Source organism: Aliihoeflea sp. PC F10.4, assembly GCF_054612275.1.
On the sequence record NZ_JBTSWH010000001.1, the window covers coordinates 2,762,400 to 2,780,564 of the forward strand.

Below are 18,165 nucleotides of genomic sequence, written 5' to 3' on the forward strand. Positions count from 1 at the left end.
AAGCGCAAGGCTCTTTTCCTTTCCGAACTCGCATCAGCCGCGACTGCGATGTGCTCTTCGCGATCCCGCTTCGAAGCTGCACACAAAAAAATGCCCCGCTATGACACCCGAAATTATTCAGCGATACATCACATGAAAACCCGCATCACCACACTCTTGAACATTGAGCACCCGATCATTCAAGGTGGAATGCATTATGTGGGCTTTGCAGAGATGGCGGCGGCCGTGTCGAACGCTGGCGGATTGGGGATGATCACGGCGCTGTCGCTCAAAACGCCGACGCGGTTAGCTCAGGAGATTTATCGCTGCCGGGAGATAACCGGCAAACCATTCGGGGTCAATCTGTCATTGTTGCCTGCGGTCAATGCGCCAGACTATGCGAGTTTTATTCGCGTGATAATCGAAGGTGGCGTCAAAATCGTTGAGACCGCTGGAGACAATCCCCGGAAGTGGCTGCCCAGCCTTCAGGCAGCCGGGATCAAGGTGATCCACAAATGCACCTCGATCCGGCACGCCCTGAAGGCCCAGGCATTGGGATGCGATGCGATAAGCGTCGACGGCTTCGAATGTGGAGGGCACCCGGGTAGAGACGACGTGCCCAACTTCATCCTCTTGCCACGCGCTGCAGACGAACTGACGGTACCGTTTGTGGCATCTGGTGGCATGGTCGACGGCCGGTCATTGGTTGCAGCTTTGGCTCTCGGAGCGGACGGCATCAATATGGGCACGCGCTTCATCGCCACCAAGGAAGCTCCGGTGCACGAACACGTCAAGCAGGCAATCCTGGACGCTTCCGAGTTGGATACCCGGCTGATCATGAGGCCGCTCAAGAATACAGAGCGCGTTCTGAATAACGCTGCAGTCGAGCGTATTTTGGAGAAGGAACGCCGGTTAGGTCCATCCATTACATTCGACGACATCAGAGAAGACATCGCGGGCGTCTATCCGAAGATCATGCAGAATGGCTTGATGGACGCCGGCGCGTGGTCATGCGGAATGGTAGCAGGATTGATCCACGATGTACCAAGCGTGAAGCAACTGATTGACCGCATCATGTCTGACGCGGAGGTCATTATCAGCGATCAGCTCGCCCGCCTCGCTGGTTGACGAGTTCTGGATAATCTCAACGCCGTGGTGACGATTTCTCCTAGATTCGTACCGCAGTTGACTGTCGAGGAGGGTCAAGGTTGGATATACGCCACCTCCAATACGTCATCGCCAGTGCAAGAAACGGTAGCTTCAGCGCCGCGGCAAACGAACTCAACGTGCGCCAGCCCATCGTCAGCAAGCGGATCAAAGAACTGGAAGAAGAACTTGGCGGCGTCGCGCTTTTCGATCGCTCCACGGCCGGCGCACGGCTGACACCGGCCGGCGACGAGTTCCTCGTCTTAGCTCGCCGCATCATCGAGGATATCGACCGTCTAGCCGAGCGGGCGAAGGCGCGCGGTGCGGGGAAGCTAGGCCATGTCGTTGTGGGCTTCTACAAATCGCTCTCCACCGGCAGGTTCCGCGCCGCGCTGCGCGACTTCCGCCGGCAATATCCCAAGATCGAGATCGAGCTTGTCGAGACGCCATTGGTCGAACTATCGGCAGGCGTGCTATCCGGCGTGATCGACACCGCCGTGATTCTCGGCGACACCGGCAAGTGCGAGGCTTTCGAATCCATCGCGCTCTGGTCGGATCAACTCGTCGTGGTTTTACCGGAATGCCACCCTCTTGCCGCAAGGCAGGTGATCTACTGGCCGGAACTGAAGGGCGAGCGCTTCCTCGTCACCCACCACGATCCAGGCCCGGACATTCGCATGGTGCTGATTCGCCATCTCGCCGCACCTTCGGACCACCCTGAGATCGTAACCAGGCGTCTCAGCCACGAAAGTCTGCTGAGCGAGGTCGCGGACGGCCAGGGCATCGCGCTGCAATGCGAATCCGCTGTCGGGCTTTCCAGCCTCGGCGTGGCCTTCCGGCCGCTGCACGACGGCAACGGTGCGACCCGTCTCGGCTATATCGCCTGCTGGAAGCCGGACAACATCAATCCCGCGCTCAAGACCTTCATCGACGCCCTGAAGCGGCACGGATGATTCGCTTTCCCATGCCTCCAGCGTGACGGTGACGCTGCTCTGCGCGCCGAGGATTTCAAGTATTTTTTCGACGCCCTACGCCCGGCTACGAAACCCCGAATAATCCGGTTGCCGGCACACAAATTATGCCTTTCTTGATTGTCCCCGTCGCCATCCGACCGTGTTGCGGATGGCCGGAAGCGGGGACGGGATGCCGGCACATCATCATCAGAACGAAGGACTGTCGCGTGGGGCGCGCATGCTGCGCACGGCGCTCGGTCCCGCGATCGCGCGCTATCTGGAAGACCCCGCAATCGTCGAGGTCATGCTGAACCCGGACGGACGTCTCTGGGTCGATCGCCTGCGCGAAGGACTGGTTGCCACCGAGGAAGTCCTGATCCCGGCGGATGGCGAGCGCATCGTGCGCCTGGTCGCGCACCATGTCGGTGCCGAGGTTCACCCCGACGCCCCTCGCGTCTCGGCCGAGCTGCCGGAGACGGGCGAGCGCTTCGAGGGCCTGCTTCCACCCGTCGTCACCGCGCCGGCCTTCGCCATCCGCAAGCCGGCGGTCGCCGTCTTCACGCTCGGCGATTATGTCGCCGCCGGCATCATGACCGACACCCAGGCCGATGTCCTGCGGCTCGCCGTCGAGAAGCGCAGGAACGTGTTGGTCGCCGGTGGCACCAGCACCGGCAAGACCACGCTCACCAATGCGCTGCTCGCGGAAGTCGCGAAGACCTCCGATCGCGTGGTGCTGATCGAGGATACGCGCGAGCTGCAATGCGCGGCGCCGAACCTCGTCGCCCTGCGCACCAAGGATGGCGTCGCCTCGCTTTCCGACCTCGTGAAGTCGTCGCTGCGGCTGCGGCCCGACCGCATCCCGGTCGGCGAGGTCCGAGGCAGCGAGGCGCTCGATTTGCTCAAGGCATGGGGGACAGGGCACCCCGGCGGGATCGGTACCATCCACGCCAACACCGCGATCGGCGCGCTGCGCCGTCTTGAGCAACTCGTGCAGGAGGCCGTCGTCACAGTCCCGCGCGCCCTGATCGCCGAGACGATCGACATCATCGCCGTGCTCTCCGGCCGCGGCACTGAGCGCCGCCTTACCGAAATCGCCCTGGTCGAAGGGCTCGATCCGGCCACCGGCGACTACCGCACGCTCAGCGCAACGCTGGAATCCCCCAGCCTCTCGAAAGGAGACCCCGCATGACGACGAAACCCGATCCTCTCCGCAGCCTGCGGAGCCGGCTGCTTTCCGGCACGTTTCTCGACAGCCTGGGCACGGCCGGCATCACCGCCGCCGGGCTGCTCTATACGGCCCCGGCCTGGGCCGCCGGCTCCTCCATGCCGTGGGAGGAGCCGCTTCAGCAGATCCTCGAAAGCATCGAGGGGCCGGTGGCGAAGATCGTCGCGGTCATCATCATCATCGTCACCGGCCTGACGCTGGCCTTCGGCGATACGGGCGGCGGCTTCCGCAAGCTGATCCAGATCGTGTTCGGCCTGTCGATCGCGTTTGCGGCCAGCTCCTTCTTCCTGTCGTTCTTCTCCTTCGGCGGCGGAGCGCTGGCGTGATGGACGAGGACGTTCGCGGCTTCTTCGCGCCGGTCCATCGCGCGCTGACCGAGCCGATCCTGCTCGGCGGCGCTCCGCGCGCCGTCGCGATTCTCAACGGCACGCTGGCCGGCGCGGTCGGACTCGGCCTGCGGCTCTGGATCGCCGGCCTCGCCATCTGGGCGATCGGTCATTTCGCTGCCGTCTGGGCGGCGAAGCGCGACGCGCTGTTCGTCGACGTGGTGCGTCGGCATCTGCGCTATCCGACCCACCTCGGAATCTGAGGTTCGCCGCCATGATGAATCTCGCCGAATATAGAACGAAGAGCGCCAGCCTTACCGACTTCCTGCCCTGGGCCGCGCTGGTCGCGCCCGGCGTCGTGCTCAACAAGGATGGCAGCTTTCAGAGGACCGCGCGCTTTCGCGGGCCGGACCTCGACAGCGCCACGCCGGCCGAGCTGGTCGGCACGACCGCGCGGCTCAACAACGCGTTGCGCCGGCTCGGCTCGGGCTGGGCGATCTTCGTCGAGGCGCAGCGAAACCCCGCCACCGACTATCCCGAAAGCCTGTTTCCAGATTCCGCCTCGGCGCTGCTCGACATCGAGCGCCGCGAGCAGTTCGAGGACAGCGGCGTGCTGTTCGAGTCGAGCTATTTCCTCACCTTCGTCTGGCTGCCGCCGGCCGAGGAAGCTTCGCGCATGGAAAGCTGGCTCTATGAGGGCCGCGAGCGATCCGGCGTCGATCCGTGGGAGCTTCTGAAGGGCTTCGTCGACCGCACCGATCGCGTGCTCAATCTGGTCGAAGGCTTCGTGCCCGAGGCCGAATGGCTCGACGACAGCGAGACGCTGACCTACCTGCACTCGACCATATCGGTCTCCCCTCATCGCGTCCGGGTGCCGGAGACGCCGATGCACCTCGACGCGCTGCTCGCCGACCAACCGCTTGCCGGAGGGCTGGAGCCGCGCCTGGGCGATTTCCATCTGCGCACGCTGACCGTGATCGGCTTCCCGACCACGACCTTCCCCGGAATCCTCGACGACCTCAACCGGCTCGCTTTTCTCTACCGCTGGTCGACGCGCGCGATCATGCTCGACAAGACCGACGCCACGCGGCTGATCACGAAGATCAGGCGGCAATGGTTCGCCAAGCGCAAGTCGATCGCGGCCATCGTCAAGGAGGTGATGACCAACGAGGCGTCGGTGCTGATGGACACCGACGCGGCCAACAAGGCCGCCGATGCCGACGCGGCCCTGCAGGACCTCGGCTCGGATCAGGTCGGCGAGGCATACGTCACCGCCACGGTGACGGTGTGGGACGCCGATCCCTCGATCGCCGACGAGAAGCTGCGCCTGGTCGAGAAGGTCATCCAGTCCCGCGACTTCACCTGCATCGTCGAAGGCGTCAACGCGATCGAAGCCTGGCTCGGCTCCATCCCCGGACAAGTCTATGCCAATGTCCGCCAGCCGCCGATCTCGACACTGAACCTCGCCCACATGATCCCGCTCTCGGCGGTCTGGGCAGGGTCGGCGAAGGACGAGCATCTCAATGCCCCGCCGCTGTTCTACGCCAAGACCGAAGGCGCGACCCCGTTCCGCTTCGCGCTCCATGTCGGAGACGTCGGCCACCTGATGCTGGTCGGCCCGACCGGCGCGGGCAAGTCCGTGCTGCTGGCGCTGATGTCGCTCCAGTTCCGCCGCTACCTCAACTCCCAGGTCTTCGTGTTCGACTTCGGCGGCTCGATCCGCGCCGCCACACTGGCGATGGACGGCGACTGGCAAGACCTCGGCGGCTCGTTCTCCGACGATGCCTCCTCGTCCTCCGTCTCGCTCCAGCCGCTCGCCCACATCCAGCACACGCCGGAGCGGGCATGGGCGGCCGACTGGCTGGTCGACATCCTGACGCGCGAGGGTGTCGCCATCTCGCCGGAGGTGAAGGAGCACATCTGGACGGCGCTGACCTCGCTTGCCTCCGCGCCGATCGAGGAACGCACCATCACCGGCCTGACCGTGCTGTTGCAATCCTCGGCGCTGAAGCAGGCATTGCGACCATACTGCATCGGCGGCGCGCATGGCCGCCTGCTCGACGCCGAGCACGAGCATCTCGGCTCGGCCGATGTTCAGGCGTTCGAGACCGAGGGGCTGGTGGGCACGAGAGCTGCGCCCGCCGTGCTCTCCTATCTCTTCCACCGGATCGAGGCCCGCTTCGACGGCCGGCCGACGCTGCTGGTCATCGACGAAGGCTGGCGCGCGCTCGACGATGGCGGCTTCGCCGACAAGATCAAGGAATGGCTGAAGACGCTGCGCAAGAAGAATGTCAGCGTGGTCTTCTCCTCGCAGTCACTGGCCGACATCGAGGCGTCGCCCATCGCCCCGGTGCTGGTCGAAAGCTGCCCGACGCGCATCTTCCTCGCCAACGAGCGTGCCATCGAGCCGCAGATCGCCGCCGTCTACAGCCAGTTCGGTCTCAACGACCGCCAGATCGAGATCCTCGCCCGCGCCACGCCCAAACGCGACTACTACTGCCAGTCAAGACGAGGCAACCGCCTGTTCGAGCTTGGCCTGGGCCATGTCGCGCTGGCGCTCTGCGCTTCCTCCGACAAGGCGGCTCACGCGCTGATCGACGAGCTGCTGCGCGACGGCTCGCGGCCGTATTTCCTCGAAGCCTGGCTGCACGCCAACGGCCTCGCCTGGGCCGCCGATCTCGTTCCCGACCTCACCAATGTCATCGACCGATCGGTCTCGGCCGACGCGCCCATCGTCGCGCAGGAGCCGGTTCCGGACGGCGACCCCGATCCCGTCCACCCGTCAACCGAACAGGAGGTTTGACCATGCCACGAAAAGTCCGTCTGCCCCACGCTCTCGCAGCCGGCGCGCTCGCGCTGTCTGTCGCGGTTCCCGTCGTCGTCGGCCCGCACGCGCCCGCCCACGCGCAGTTCTTCGGCGGCCGCATCGTCTACGACCCGACCAATTACAGCCAGAATCTTCTCTCGGCCGCCCGCGCTCTGGAGCAGATCAACAATCAGGTGACGTCGCTCGCCAACGAGGCGCAGATGCTCATCAACCAGGCGCGCAATCTCGCGAGCCTGCCGACCTCCATGATCTCCGAGATCGAGGGCAACTTCTCGGAGATGAAAAGCCTGCTCGGCCAGGCCGAGCGGCTCGCCTACAGCGTGCAGGACATCGAGAGCCAGTTCGCCTCGACCTATCGCGACTTCGCCGGCGACAAGACCGGCGAGCAGCTTGTCGCCGCCGCCCGCGAGCGCTGGCAACAGTCACTCTCGGCCTACGAGGACTCGCTGAAGACCGGCGCGGTCGCGGTCGGCAACATCGACGGCACGCAGGCGCAGACCCGTTCGCTGGTCGGCGCCAGCCAAGCGGCGGTCGGCGTCCTTCAGGCGACGCAGGCCGGCAATGAGCTGCTTGCCGTGCAGGCTGCCCAGATCGCGGACCTCACCGCCATGCTGGCCGCCCAGGGTCGCGCCGAGGCGCTGGAGCAGTCGCGGCGCGCGGCCGCGCAGGAGCAGGCCCGCGAGCAGTTCGGCCGCTTCATGTCCGGCCGCGACTACACCCCGTCCACCGTTCGCATGTTCAACGATTGAGGACACGCGAGCGATGGACCTGAAGATCGCCGCCCGGATGATCGCCGTCCTCGCCATCGGCGCAGCCATGATTGCTGCCGTCGCTGCGCTGCGCGAGGCAGGCTCGGAGGATGACGCCCCCGCCACCCGCCTCCGTGATCCGGGCGGCGAGCCCGCCAGTGCCGCGCTTGTTCGCTGCCGCGACCTCGGCATGGCGGCCGCCGACGATGCAGCCTGCCAGAAGGCATGGGCCGAGCATCGTCGGCGCTTCCTCGGCACGCGCGAGGAGCGAGACCGGCCATGAACGACGTCGGCGTCATCGACCGCTTCCTCAGCGTTTTCACCAGCTACATCGACTCCGGCTTCGGCCTGCTCGGCGGCGAGATCGCGTTCCTCACCACCACGCTGATCGTGATCGACATCACGCTCGCCGGCCTGTTCTGGGCCTGGGGTGCCGACGAGGACGTGCTTCAGCGGCTCATCAAGAAGACGCTCTATATCGGCTTCTTCGCCTTCATCATCGGCAACTTCAACTGGCTCGCCAACATCGTCTTCGAGAGCTTCTCCGACCTCGGCCTTCAGGCCGGCGGCGGCTCACTCTCCGGTACGGAGCTTCTCCAGCCCGGCCGCGTCGCCCAGGTCGGCATCGACGCCGGCACGCCCATCCTCGAGGCAGCCGGCGACCTCATGGGCTATCTCTCCTTCTTCGAGAACCTGATCCAGATCGTCGTGCTGATGATCGCCTGGGCGATCGTGTTGGTCGCCTTCTTCGTCCTCGCCGTCCAGATCTTCGTCACCCTGATCGAGTTCAAGCTGACGACGCTCGCCGGCTTCGTGCTGATCCCCTTCGCGTTGTTCGGCAAGACCGCCTTCCTCGCGGAAAAGGTGCTCGGCAACATCGTCGCCTCCGGCGTCAAAATCCTCGTCCTTGCGGTGATCGTCGGCATCGGCTCCGGCCTGTTCGGAGAGTTCACCTCCGGCTTCCCGGATGAGCCCACCATCACCGACGCCATGTCGCTGGCGCTCGGCGCGCTGGCGCTGATGGGCCTCTCGATCTTCGGTCCCGGCATCGCCACCGGCCTTGTTTCCGGCGCACCGCAACTCAGCGCCGGCGCGGCTGTCGGAACCGGCCTGGCCGTGGCCGGAATGGGAGCGGCGGGCTACATGGGCGCGCGTGCCGCCGCAGGCGGCGGTGCGGCTGCAATCGGCGCGGGCGGGCGCATGTCGGCCGCCGCAGCGCGCGGCGGCGCGCATCTCGCCGGCAGCACCTCCACCGCCTACGGGCTGGCCGCCTCCGCCTCCGGCCAGAGCGGCATGGGCGCCGTCGCCGCCGGTCTCGGCGGCGTCGCCAGGGCCGGCGCATCGGCCGCCGCCCAGCCCGCCCGTCAGGCCATGTCGCGTGCCGCCGGTGCGCTGCGTTCCAGCTATCGCTCCGGCCATGCCGGCGCATGGACCGCCACCGGCGGTCAATCGCCCGTCGCCGGCATGGCGGCCGGGGCGGGCAGCGCCGCCGCTGCCGCCTCCACGGCGTCCGAGCAACCGGCCTGGGCCGCGCGCATGAAGCGCGGCCAGACCATGAGCCACGGCGCGACCGCAGCCGCCCATGCCGTCCGCTCCGGCGATTCCGGCGGCGGCTCCATGAACGTCTCTCTCCAGCAGGACGACCGCAGATGAACCTCTTCAAACGACCGTCGGTGCGCTACGCGCGCACGCCCGAACCCGAAACGCCCTACCAGAAGGCGGCACAAGCATGGGACGAGCGGCTCGGCTCGGCGCGCGTGCAGGCGAAGAACTGGCGGCTGATGGCCTTCGGTTCGCTGCTGCTCGCCGGCGGCTTCGCCGCAGCACTTGTCTGGCAGTCGACGCGCGGGACCGTCGTGCCCTGGGTGGTGCAGATCGACCGCTTCGGCGAGGCGCAGGCCGTGGCCTCGGCCGTGGCCGACTATCGGCCGACCGATCCTCAGATCGCATGGCATCTCGGCCGTTTCATCGAGCAAGTCAGGAGCCTTCCGGCCGATCCGATCATCGTGCGGCAGAACTGGCTTCGCGCCTACGAATACACCACCGATCGCGGCGCCATCGCGCTGAACGATTACGCCCGCGCCAACGATCCGTTCACGCGCGTCGGCCGTCAGCAGGTTGCCGTGGAGATCTCGTCGGTCATCCGCGCCTCGCCGGACTCCTTCCGCATCGCCTGGACAGAGCGCCGCTACGAGAACGGCCAGCTCGCTGGAACCGAGCGTTGGACCGCGATCCTGACCACGGTGATCCAGCAGCCGCGCACCCCCGAACGCCTGCGGGCGAATCCGCTGGGGGTCTACGTCAACGCAATCAACTGGTCGAGGGAGATGGGATCATGAAGGGGGCCTACAGGAGAAGAAGTTCGCTGCCGCTGGTCGTGCTGGTGTCGGCGGCTGCGCTCGCCGGCTGTGCGAGGAAATACATCCCGCCCGAGATCAACTATGACGACGCAGCGCCCGCCGTTCTCACCGCTGATCCGGTCGGGCCTGTTCAGGTAGTCGAGCTGCCGAAGCCGCTGCCGCTTCCCGGCCAGCTCAAGCCGGTGGACGGCGCGGCCGCGAAGCCGGAGCCGGCCGATCCGCGCCAGCGCATCACGCAGGCGAACGAGGCGGCTCGCATGCAGCCCGTCCGAGACGGCTTCATCAACGCCGTTCAGGTCTATCCATACTCGGCGGGCGCGCTCTATCAGGTCTATGCCGCGCCCGGCCAGGTCACGGACATAGCCTTGCAGCCAGGCGAGCAACTCGTCGGCTCCGGCCCCGTCGCGGCCGGCGACACCGTGCGATGGATCATCGGGGACACCGAAAGCGGGGCCGGCGATCGCAGGCAGGTCCACATCCTCGTCAAGCCGACGCGGCCGGACCTCCAGACCAACCTCGTCATCAACACCGACCGCCGCACCTATCATATGGAGCTGCGCTCCACGCCCTCGACCTACATGGCCTCCGTGTCCTGGCAATATCCGCAGGACCAGCTCATCGCGCTGCGGCGGCAGAACGCGCGGGCGTCTGAGGCGCAGCCCGTCGCCTCCGGCGTCGACATCTCGAAGCTCAACTTCCGCTACCGCATCGAGGGCGACTCGGCGCCGTGGAAGCCGCTGCGCGCCTTCGACGACGGCTCCAAGGTCTATATCGAGTTCGCGACCGGCATCGCCCAGGGCGAGATGCCGCCGCTCTTCGTGATCGGCCCGTCCGGCAATTCCGAGCTGGTCAACTACCGCGCCCGCCAGAACTACTATGTCGTCGACCGGCTGTTCGCCGCCGCCGAACTGCGCCTGGGCGACAAGGACTCGCAGCGCCGCGTCCGCATCGTCCGCACGGACGGCAGGCCGGCCGCGCGGCGGCCCGCGATCTTCGCTGCGGGAGAAGCGCGATGACCGACGCTGCCAATCCGTCTCCCGGCGGCGATATTCGCGCCGAGCTGCGCCTGCGGCCGGAGCCGCCGCGCGTCACGCGGCTGTCCCGCAAGGTGCTGATCGGCCTCGGCGGCGTCAGCGCGATCGCGGTCATGGGCGCGTTGATCTGGGCGCTCGACTCGAATCGGCGCGGCGGCCAGCAGTCATCGGAACTCTACAGCACCGAGAACCGCTCGACGGCGGACGGCTTGCAGAGCCTGCCGCGCGACTATACCGGCCTGCCGCGTCCGGACGTGCCGGAGCTGGGGCCGGCGCTGCCCGGCGACCTCGGACGGCCGATCCGCCGCGCTCAGGAGCGCGGCCAGCCTGTCGCGCCGCCGACCATCCAGACTCCGCAGGCCGACCCCGAGGAGCAGCGCCGCCTCGCCGAGATCGAGGCCGCCCGCACCGCAAGGCTGTTCACCGACAGCCGCGGCGAGCGCATCACGGACGGCCTGGGCAGCGCGGCGAGGCCCGCGGCCGTCGATCCGCTGTCCGGCCTGACCATTCCGGCCGAGCCGCCGCCGCTCGATCCAGGCGCAGCCCAGAACATGCAGGACCGCAAGCTCGCCTTCGTCAATGCCGAGACCGACCGCCGCACCGTCAGCACCGACCGCGTGCAGGAGAAAGCCTCGCCCTATGTCGTGCAGGCCGGCGCCGTCATTCCGGCCGCCCTCATCACCGGCATCCGCTCCGACCTTCCGGGCCAGGTCACGGCGCAGATCACGGAACACGTCTATGACAGCCCGACAGGATCGCATCTGCTGATCCCGCAGGGCGCGCGCCTGATCGGCCAGTACGACAGCCAAGTCGCATTCGGCCAGCGCCGCGTGCTGCTGGTCTGGAACCGCATCGTCATGCCGGACGGCACGTCCATCGTACTGGAGCGCCTTCCCGGAACGGACCCGCAGGGATTCTCCGGCCTTGAGGATCAGGTGAACAATCATTGGGGCCAGCTCTTCCGCGCGGCCGCGCTCTCCACCCTTCTCGGCATCGGCACCCAGCTCGCGATCGACAATGAGAGCGAGATCGCCCGCGCCATCCGCGAGAGCGCCCAGGACAGCGCCTCCGACATCGGCCAGCAGATCGTGCGCCGCCAGCTCAACATCCAGCCGACGCTCACGGTGCGGCCGGGCTTGCCCGTCCGCGTGATCGTCCAGCGCGATCTTGTGATGCAGCCTTACGGCGCTGCGAGGGAGCCGTCATGACCAAGCTGAAGCTGTCCTCCATCCCCGACGACCGGCCGGTCAAGATGACCGTCGAGCTGCCGGCCGCCGTGCATCGCGATCTCGTCGCCTATGCCGAGATCCTCGCCAGGTCCAACGGCGAGAAGACGCCGCCCGATCCGGCCAAGCTGGTCGCGCCCATGCACCAGCGCTTCATGGCCACCGACAAGGTGTTCCGGAAGGCGCGCAATGATCCCGGCTTGACCGGCACGTCGCGGTAGGTCCGACCGATGCCGCAGGCCGAACAAGGCAATGACCCTCTGGCATGGACCGTGGCGATGCACTATATAGGTCGAAATTCGGGACCGGAATCGGTCCTAATTTCGGTGCCGTCAGTCGAGGACAAAGCCATGCAGCGCGTCGAAGCCGAGATTGCCGTGAGCGTCTCCGACCTTAAGAAGAATCCGAGCGCCATCGTCGACGGCGCGCGCGGCAACGCGATCGCGATCCTGAACCACAACCGGGTCATGGCCTATATGGTGCCGGCCGGCACCTATGAGGCGATGATGGACGCGCTCGACGACCAGGCGCTTGTCGAGATCGCGAAGGCGCGCGCTGGCGAGAAGGGCGTGCCGGTCAGCCTCGATGACCTATAGGCTGGAGTTCCTGCCGTCCGCGCGGAAGGAATGGGACAAGCTCGGCGCGACGCTGCGCCAGCAGTTCAAGAACAAGCTGGCCGAGCGTCTTGAACGCCCCCGCGTGCAGCCGGACGCGCTGCGCGGCCTGGCCGACCACTACAAGATCAAGCTGCGCTCGGCCGGCTACCGCCTCGTCTACCGCGTCGAGGAAGAAAGGATCACGGTGGTCGTGGTGGCGGTCGGCAAGCGCGAGCGCTCGGAAGTCTACGAAGCGGCGAGAAAGCGTTGACGGGCGACGCGCCCCAAGCCCGCCGGCCGCTTAGGCAGCCTCCTTCAACTCCTCCTCCGGCAGAACCAGCAGGGCGGCCACCTTCGCGTTGTGGAGCCAGCCGAGATCCGGTCCCTCGTCCCTGCCGTTGGCGCTGTCGATGATGACCTTCGAGATTCGCTCCTGCTGCTTGCGCAGATGGTCGCGCAGCAGGCTGTCGCGCGTGATGTAGCCCGCGTTCACGCCGGGCAGCGAGTGGTTCATCAGGAGATGGATGTCCAGCTCCGACACGCCGGCCGCCTGCGCCAGCGTGCGATAGCTCTGGCGAAGGTCGTTGCCCCACTTCGACAGAACGTCCCGCTCTTCCTTGTGCTCGATCAGGTGTCCGCTGTCGCTGTCGGCCGGGAACAGCCAGAACTCGGCCTGGTCGGGATAGAGGATGCGGCCAGCGCGCATCGCCCGCAGGATGCAGCGGATCATCGGCCGCGACAGGGGTATGTCGAACGCCTTCTTCACGCCGCCCTTCGGCTTCGGGATGTGCAGCAGCCGGCTGCGGAAGTCGATATGCTCGATCCGCACGTTCTTCAGCGCGGTCGGCCGCGAGCCGCTCAGCAGCGTCATCAGGTGGAACTCGCGGCGGATCGGATTCGTGAGCGCCGTCAGCTCCGCGAACCACGATGCCATGTCGCCGGTGCCCATGCCGGTGTCGCGCCGCTGCTCGGTGTTCCAGTCGATCGCCGTCACCGGGTTGATCGGCGGAAGATCGAGATTGGTCTTCCGTGCATGGTTATAGACCGCCCGCAGGCTCCGCATCGCGCCATTGGCGATATAGGGGCCGTTCTCCCGGCTGATCTTGTCATGCCGCTCGGCGACGAGCTTCGGCTGCCGGCCGAGCCTGGCGAGCGGCTTGTCCAACCAATCCTCGAACAGCCGCTCCATGTGGTCGCGGTAGTTCTCGATCGTGCGCGCATCGCGGCCCTTGCGGACCATGTGCCCGTCCCGATACCGCTCCCAAGCCCTGCGCAGCGTCACGGCGCCCGGCTTGATCTTCTGGTCCTCTCCCGGCCGCTCGCCCCGCGCGATGGAGCCGATCTCCACCTTCGCCTTGCTGCGCGCCTCGCGCGTCGTCACGTCCCCGCACTCGCCGAGCTTCACCTGCGCGGCGAACTCCCGGACGCCATCGCGCCAGAACTCCCCCTGCGCCATGAAGGTCTTCTTCTTCTTTCCGACGAGCACGAAGAAGCCGGGAAGCTCGGTGTCGCGGACCTTGTATTGCTTGTCGGTGGCATAGGGCAGGCGTGCAATCGCCTTGTCGGTGAGAAGCTGCCGGTTGTCGGCCATTTCGGGCCTCCCAATTTTTAGTCTGGGTTTAGTCTGGGGAAGTGTCCGGCGGGAGTCATCACGGTGAAACTACGCCAAAGCACGACCATCTACGAAGAATAGTAGCAAAATCAATATCTTGTGTCAAGTCGAAAAGTGTGGTGACGTAGCGCGTCGGACATGCCAATATGGCAAAAAACATACTACGAATCTGGGGGTCAGAGGTTCGAATCCTTTCGGGCGCGCCATTCAACTCACTGAAATCTCTTACAAATATCGGCCGGCAGCCGTTGGACACCGGCTTAAATCTGAAAATTAAGCCGGTGTTTAAGCCGGTAATGGCTGGCGTTCCGCCCTTTCTGGCGCGGTCGTGGTGGGATTTGCTGGCATTTGTGGGGGAAAGCCTTCCCCCTGGCCCGCACGTCGTTGCCGGCGCACCCCCTTCTGCGGGGAGACCCCCGCAACGCCCCCTTAGAGTGAGAGGCAGGCCGGGTTTGCCGTGACGGGCTGGGATCGGGAGAGAGGCTCCCGAGGCCCGTCGCGGAGAAATCCCGATGGCCAGACATGACCGCAGCGCTCGCGCCGGCTCGGACCGGACGAGCCTCTACGACGACATCACCGACAAGATCATCGCCGAGCTGGAGGCGGGCCGCGTGCCCTGGGTGCAGCCCTGGGGCACGCCCGAGGCCGGCGCGCTTCTCGGCCTGCCGAAGAACGTCGCCACCGGCCGGCACTATTCCGGCATCAACATCCTCCTGCTCTGGGGCGCCGTGGTCGAGCGCGGCTTCCCCGGCCAGGGCTGGCTCACCTTCCGCCAGGCGCTCTCGCTCGGCGGCAATGTCCGCAAGGGCGAGCGCGGCACCACGGTCGTCTACGCCGACCGCTTCATCCCCGACGAGGAAAAGAAGCGCGCGCAGGAGACCGGCGAGGAAGCCCACGCGATCCCCTTCCTGAAGCGCTTCACCGTGTTCAACACGGCGCAATGCGAGAACCTTCCCGAAGACGTCACCGTCGCCTTGCCGCCCCCGCCGCCCGGCCAGATCGAGCCCACGGTGGAGGCGCTCATCAAGGCCACTGGCATCGACTTCCGCATTAGCGGCAACAAGGCGTTCTACGTTCCTGCCCTCGACTATGTGGTCGTGCCGCCGCCGGCCGCCTTCTTCGAGCCGATCAATTGGCATCGCACGGCCCTGCATGAGCTGTCGCACGCCAGCGGCCATCACTCGCGTCTCGCCCGCGATCTCGGCGGCTCCTTCGGCTCGAAGAAGTATTTCATCGAGGAATGCGTGGCCGAGCTTTCGAGCGCGTTTTGCTGCGCGGCGCTCGGCATCAAGCCCACGGTGCGGCATGCGGACTATATCGGGGCGTGGATCGACACGATGCGCGAGGACAACCGCGCCATCTTCCGCGCCGCGTCGCAGGCCAGCAAGGCAGCCGACTGGCTGCTCTCCTTCCTCCCGGCCGATCAGCAGCCCGACGTTGATGCCGTCTCCTCGATCGACAGGAGGGCGGCATGATGACCTACGCGCAACTGCGCAAGGCGCTCGCCCGCATGGAGGAGAGCCTGGCGCAGACCCGGCACAATCTCGCCCTTGTCGAGCGCCGGCTTTGCGACGGCGCGGAGGCCGAGACCATCAGGCGGCGTCCGAAGTCGCGCTGGTATCACCGGCGGATGAGCCGCTGGACCGGCGCGGACGAAGCCGAATACCGGCGCGTCCTCGACCGCATGACCGAAGCCGCGCAGGCCGAGCTTGAGAGGCTTCGCCGCAAGGCCGAGCGGCAGAACGGCGCCATCGAGGCGCTGCGCTGCAAATACCGCTTCAACGACGAGCGGCCCCGGCAGTTCGCGTTGTGACCGTCCGGGCCGATGGCTGCGCTGGCCTGTGCCGGCGCAGCCGAGAGGAAGAGAGGGGCCGGGGTTTCCGTGACGGGTTGGAAGCGGAGAGAGAGGCTCTCCGCGCCCGTCGTGGAGAAACCACGATGGCAAGAGCTGCCAGGAAGAAGTCCGCCGCCCCGATGATCGTCTTCTCGCAGGCGCGCGATATTCCGTTCAACCGGATCAGGCTCTCGGACAGCAATGTCCGCGAGGTCGACGTCGAAGCCGGCCTGGACGAACTCACCTTCGACATCGAGCGCCGCGAGGATCTCGTGCAGGGCCTCAATGTCCGCGCCATCCTCGATGCGGACGGCAACGAGACCGGCGATTTCGAGACGCCGGCGGGCGGCCGCCGCTACAGGTCGATCGCCCGGCTCGTCAAGGCGGGGCGTTTCCCCGAGGACGGGCTGATCCCCTGCATCGTCAAGAAGGCCGATCCCAGGACGTCGGCCGTGGACGACTCGCTGGCCGAGAACACGTTCCGGCTGGCGCTGCACCCGCTTGATCAGTTCCGGGCCTTCAAGCGCATGGTCGATGGCGGCATGTCCTATGCGGAGGTCGCCACCGCCTACTTCACCACCGAGCGCTATGTCGAGCAGCGTCTTGCGCTTGCCGAGGTCTCGCCGAAGCTGCTTGAGGTCTATGCCGAAAACGGCATGACGCTCGCGCTGCTGGAAACCTTCACCGCCAATCCCGATCACGCCCGCCAGGAGCAGGTTTGGGATGCGGTGCGGCAGTCGCACTACCGCGAGCCCTGGCACGTCCGCAAGATGCTCACGGAGACCAGCGTTCCGGCCTCCGACAAGCGCGCCCTGTTCGTCGGAATCGACGCCTATGTCGCGGCGGGCGGCCCGGTGCTGCCCCGCTACCTGTTCGACGAGGAGGATGGCGGCTGGCTCGACGACGTGCCTCTGCTCGACAGGCTGGTGGCCGAAAAGCTCAGGACCGTCGCCGACGAGGTGGCCGCCGAGGGCTGGAAGTGGATCACCGTCAGCCTCGACCTTCCCCTCGGCCATGAACGGGGCCTTCGTCCGCTCGCTGGCACCTTGCCCGAACTCACGCGCAAGGAGCGCAAGCAGCGCGAGACGCTGCGCGACGAGTACGACGCGCTGATGGCCGAGCATGACGGCTGCGACGAGCTGCCCGACGAGACGCACCAGCGGCTCACGGAGATCGAGGCGGCGCTGGACGCCTTCGAGAGCCGCCCGGCCGTCTACGACCGGGCCGAGATCGCCATCGCCGGCGTCTTCATCTCGGTCGATTCCGATGGCGATCTCGTCGTCGATCGCGGCTATGTCCGGCCCGAGGACGAGCCGGCCGCGGCGATCGACGGCAATGCGCCGGAGGCCGAAGGCGCCAACGCGAATGGCGACGGCTCCGAGGAGCCGCGCGTCATGCGGACCGTCATCACCATCGGCGGCGAGCCGGCCGAACCGGCGGAGGACGAGGAAGACGTGATCCGCCCGCTGTCGGAAAAGCTGGTGGCCGAGCTGACCGCGCATCGCACGCTCGCCCTGCGCGACGCGCTGGGCGCCAGCCCGCATGTCGCGCTCACGGCGCTGCTGCACAAGCTGGTGCGCGACACGTTCGGGCGCTCCACCACCGGCGCGGCGGTCGGGGCCTCCGTCCGTGAGGTCTATTTCCGCGAGCAGGGACCGGACCTCAAGGACAGCCCCTATGCGAAGTCCGTCAAGGACCGGCACGACGGCTGGAAGTCGGACCTTCCGTCCGACGACGACGCGCTCTGGGACTGGCTCGCCGTGCTCGACGAGGCCAGCCGCCTGGCGCTGCTCGCCCATTGCGTCAGCTTCGGCGTCAACGCGCTCTACGAGCGGCCGAACCCGATCAGCGCAAGCGGCATCTCGCATCACGGTCTCGATCTTCGCAGGGCGGAGGCCGACCGCCTTGCCCGCACCACCGGCCTCGACATGATCGAGGCGGGCTTCCGGCCCACGGTCGAGAACTATCTCGGCCGCGTTCCGAAGACCCGCATCCTCGAAGCCGTCCGCGAAGGTGCAGGCGATCGCGCGGCCGACCTGATCGCCCATCTGAAGAAGGACGACATGGCGGAGGAAGCCGAGCGGCTGCTGGCCGACACCGGCTGGCTGCCCAAGTCGCTTCGCCCGCTCGACGTCGAGCCCGAGCTTGACGCCGGCACGGAGGCCGACGGCGAGGCGCTGCCCGCCTTCCTCGCCGATGACGAGGACGAAGTGGCGGCCGGCACCGAGGACGATCCCGAGCACCTGGTCGCCGCGGAATAGTCGCGGGGCGGCCTCGGCCGCTCCGTTCCTTCCTTCA

19 protein-coding genes are annotated in these 18,165 nt (G+C 66.8%); 18 read left to right on the forward strand and 1 reads right to left on the reverse strand.

Going from position 1 to position 18,165, the window contains the following annotated elements; translation table 11 throughout:
- Positions 1–132: 132 nt before the first annotated feature.
- From ACX82Z_RS13950 to ACX82Z_RS14020, 15 genes are all read left to right on the forward strand, one after another.
- A complete protein-coding gene (locus ACX82Z_RS13950) occupies positions 133–1,107 on the forward strand; it encodes an NAD(P)H-dependent flavin oxidoreductase (protein WP_024586554.1) in 975 nt (324 codons plus the stop codon).
- Between the two features lie 80 nt (positions 1,108–1,187).
- The gene (locus ACX82Z_RS13955; protein ID WP_024586555.1) at positions 1,188–2,078 is read left to right on the forward strand and encodes a LysR family transcriptional regulator; all 891 of its coding nucleotides are present in this window, start codon (positions 1,188–1,190) and stop codon (positions 2,076–2,078) included.
- A 190-nt stretch (positions 2,079–2,268) separates the two neighbouring features.
- A complete protein-coding gene (gene trbB / locus ACX82Z_RS13960; RefSeq protein ID WP_024586556.1) occupies positions 2,269–3,267 on the forward strand; it encodes a P-type conjugative transfer ATPase TrbB in 999 nt (332 codons plus the stop codon).
- Positions 3,264–3,629 (forward strand): TrbC/VirB2 family type IV secretion system protein, encoded by a 366-nt coding sequence (locus tag ACX82Z_RS13965; RefSeq protein ID WP_024586557.1) that lies wholly within the window; start codon positions 3,264–3,266, stop codon positions 3,627–3,629. Before trbB ends, ACX82Z_RS13965 begins: the two co-directional genes overlap by 4 nt.
- Positions 3,629–3,892 carry a VirB3 family type IV secretion system protein gene (locus ACX82Z_RS13970; protein ID WP_024586558.1) on the forward strand — a complete coding sequence of 88 codons (264 nt, stop codon included), beginning with the start codon at positions 3,629–3,631 and terminating at the stop codon, positions 3,890–3,892. Before ACX82Z_RS13965 ends, ACX82Z_RS13970 begins: the two co-directional genes overlap by 1 nt.
- Positions 3,893–3,903: 11 nt before the next feature.
- Positions 3,904–6,432 carry a conjugal transfer protein TrbE gene (trbE, locus tag ACX82Z_RS13975; protein ID WP_024586559.1) on the forward strand — a complete coding sequence of 843 codons (2,529 nt, stop codon included), beginning with the start codon at positions 3,904–3,906 and terminating at the stop codon, positions 6,430–6,432.
- A gap of 2 nt (positions 6,433–6,434) precedes the next feature.
- Positions 6,435–7,205: a P-type conjugative transfer protein TrbJ gene (trbJ, locus tag ACX82Z_RS13980; RefSeq protein WP_024586560.1), complete on the forward strand. Its 771-nt coding sequence runs from the start codon at positions 6,435–6,437 to the stop codon at positions 7,203–7,205.
- A gap of 13 nt (positions 7,206–7,218) precedes the next feature.
- Positions 7,219–7,488: a putative entry exclusion protein TrbK-alt gene (gene trbK-alt, locus ACX82Z_RS13985; protein WP_024586561.1), complete on the forward strand. Its 270-nt coding sequence runs from the start codon at positions 7,219–7,221 to the stop codon at positions 7,486–7,488.
- Complete coding sequence (trbL, locus tag ACX82Z_RS13990) at positions 7,485–8,858, forward strand: P-type conjugative transfer protein TrbL (protein WP_459589594.1); 1,374 nt, start codon at positions 7,485–7,487, stop codon at positions 8,856–8,858. The genes trbK-alt and trbL overlap by 4 nt, the downstream gene beginning before the upstream one ends.
- Positions 8,855–9,544, forward strand: a complete 690-nt coding sequence (trbF, locus tag ACX82Z_RS13995) for a conjugal transfer protein TrbF (protein WP_024586563.1) — start codon at positions 8,855–8,857, stop codon at positions 9,542–9,544. The genes trbL and trbF overlap by 4 nt, the downstream gene beginning before the upstream one ends.
- The gene (trbG, locus tag ACX82Z_RS14000) at positions 9,541–10,581 is read left to right on the forward strand and encodes a P-type conjugative transfer protein TrbG (RefSeq protein ID WP_024586564.1); all 1,041 of its coding nucleotides are present in this window, start codon (positions 9,541–9,543) and stop codon (positions 10,579–10,581) included. Before trbF ends, trbG begins: the two co-directional genes overlap by 4 nt.
- On the forward strand, positions 10,578–11,807 hold the full coding sequence (locus ACX82Z_RS14005) for a TraB/TrbI/VirB10 family type IV secretion system protein (protein WP_024586565.1): 1,230 nt from the start codon (positions 10,578–10,580) through the stop codon (positions 11,805–11,807). The genes trbG and ACX82Z_RS14005 overlap by 4 nt, the downstream gene beginning before the upstream one ends.
- Positions 11,804–12,046, forward strand: a complete 243-nt coding sequence (locus tag ACX82Z_RS14010) for a DUF2274 domain-containing protein (protein WP_024586566.1) — start codon at positions 11,804–11,806, stop codon at positions 12,044–12,046. Before ACX82Z_RS14005 ends, ACX82Z_RS14010 begins: the two co-directional genes overlap by 4 nt.
- Before the next feature lie 129 nt (positions 12,047–12,175).
- Positions 12,176–12,421, forward strand: a complete 246-nt coding sequence (locus ACX82Z_RS14015; RefSeq protein WP_024586567.1) for a type II toxin-antitoxin system Phd/YefM family antitoxin — start codon at positions 12,176–12,178, stop codon at positions 12,419–12,421.
- Positions 12,411–12,692 carry a type II toxin-antitoxin system RelE family toxin gene (locus tag ACX82Z_RS14020; RefSeq protein ID WP_024586568.1) on the forward strand — a complete coding sequence of 94 codons (282 nt, stop codon included), beginning with the start codon at positions 12,411–12,413 and terminating at the stop codon, positions 12,690–12,692. The genes ACX82Z_RS14015 and ACX82Z_RS14020 overlap by 11 nt, the downstream gene beginning before the upstream one ends.
- 30 nt (positions 12,693–12,722) lie before the next feature.
- Here ACX82Z_RS14020 and ACX82Z_RS14025 read toward each other — a convergent pair whose 3' ends face one another.
- Positions 12,723–14,012 carry an integrase arm-type DNA-binding domain-containing protein gene (locus ACX82Z_RS14025; protein ID WP_459589598.1) on the reverse strand — a complete coding sequence of 430 codons (1,290 nt, stop codon included), beginning with the start codon at positions 14,010–14,012 and terminating at the stop codon, positions 12,723–12,725.
- Positions 14,013–14,545: 533 nt separating this feature from the next.
- On the opposite strand from ACX82Z_RS14025, the gene ACX82Z_RS14030 reads away from it, so the two are divergent.
- The 3 genes from ACX82Z_RS14030 (at position 14,546) to ACX82Z_RS14040 (ending at position 18,128) form a co-directional block, all read left to right on the forward strand.
- A complete protein-coding gene (locus ACX82Z_RS14030) occupies positions 14,546–15,508 on the forward strand; it encodes an ArdC family protein (RefSeq protein ID WP_459589600.1) in 963 nt (320 codons plus the stop codon).
- A complete protein-coding gene (locus ACX82Z_RS14035) occupies positions 15,505–15,846 on the forward strand; it encodes a hypothetical protein (protein WP_459589602.1) in 342 nt (113 codons plus the stop codon). The genes ACX82Z_RS14030 and ACX82Z_RS14035 overlap by 4 nt, the downstream gene beginning before the upstream one ends.
- A 125-nt stretch (positions 15,847–15,971) precedes the next feature.
- Positions 15,972–18,128 carry a ParB/RepB/Spo0J family partition protein gene (locus ACX82Z_RS14040; protein WP_459589604.1) on the forward strand — a complete coding sequence of 719 codons (2,157 nt, stop codon included), beginning with the start codon at positions 15,972–15,974 and terminating at the stop codon, positions 18,126–18,128.
- The last annotated feature ends 37 nt before the right edge of the window (positions 18,129–18,165 follow it).

Bases quoted from the DNA above. Each gene is read 5' to 3' on its own strand.
- ACX82Z_RS13950 (WP_024586554.1), top strand. From the start codon at position 133: ATGAAAACCCGCATCACCACACTCTTGAACATTGAGCACCCGATCATT.
- trbB (WP_024586556.1), top strand. From the start codon at position 2,269: ATGCCGGCACATCATCATCAGAACGAAGGACTGTCGCGTGGGGCGCGC.
- ACX82Z_RS13965 (WP_024586557.1), top strand. From the start codon at position 3,264: ATGACGACGAAACCCGATCCTCTCCGCAGCCTGCGGAGCCGGCTGCTT.
- ACX82Z_RS13970 (WP_024586558.1), top strand. From the start codon at position 3,629: ATGGACGAGGACGTTCGCGGCTTCTTCGCGCCGGTCCATCGCGCGCTG.
- trbE (WP_024586559.1), top strand. From the start codon at position 3,904: ATGATGAATCTCGCCGAATATAGAACGAAGAGCGCCAGCCTTACCGAC.
- trbJ (WP_024586560.1), top strand. From the start codon at position 6,435: ATGCCACGAAAAGTCCGTCTGCCCCACGCTCTCGCAGCCGGCGCGCTC.
- trbK-alt (WP_024586561.1), top strand. From the start codon at position 7,219: ATGGACCTGAAGATCGCCGCCCGGATGATCGCCGTCCTCGCCATCGGC.
- trbL (WP_459589594.1), top strand. From the start codon at position 7,485: ATGAACGACGTCGGCGTCATCGACCGCTTCCTCAGCGTTTTCACCAGC.
- trbF (WP_024586563.1), top strand. From the start codon at position 8,855: ATGAACCTCTTCAAACGACCGTCGGTGCGCTACGCGCGCACGCCCGAA.
- trbG (WP_024586564.1), top strand. From the start codon at position 9,541: ATGAAGGGGGCCTACAGGAGAAGAAGTTCGCTGCCGCTGGTCGTGCTG.
- ACX82Z_RS14005 (WP_024586565.1), top strand. From the start codon at position 10,578: ATGACCGACGCTGCCAATCCGTCTCCCGGCGGCGATATTCGCGCCGAG.
- ACX82Z_RS14010 (WP_024586566.1), top strand. From the start codon at position 11,804: ATGACCAAGCTGAAGCTGTCCTCCATCCCCGACGACCGGCCGGTCAAG.
- ACX82Z_RS14015 (WP_024586567.1), top strand. From the start codon at position 12,176: ATGCAGCGCGTCGAAGCCGAGATTGCCGTGAGCGTCTCCGACCTTAAG.
- ACX82Z_RS14020 (WP_024586568.1), top strand. From the start codon at position 12,411: ATGACCTATAGGCTGGAGTTCCTGCCGTCCGCGCGGAAGGAATGGGAC.
- ACX82Z_RS14025 (WP_459589598.1), bottom strand. From the start codon at position 14,012: ATGGCCGACAACCGGCAGCTTCTCACCGACAAGGCGATTGCACGCCTG.
- ACX82Z_RS14030 (WP_459589600.1), top strand. From the start codon at position 14,546: ATGGCCAGACATGACCGCAGCGCTCGCGCCGGCTCGGACCGGACGAGC.
- ACX82Z_RS14035 (WP_459589602.1), top strand. From the start codon at position 15,505: ATGATGACCTACGCGCAACTGCGCAAGGCGCTCGCCCGCATGGAGGAG.
- ACX82Z_RS14040 (WP_459589604.1), top strand. From the start codon at position 15,972: ATGGCAAGAGCTGCCAGGAAGAAGTCCGCCGCCCCGATGATCGTCTTC.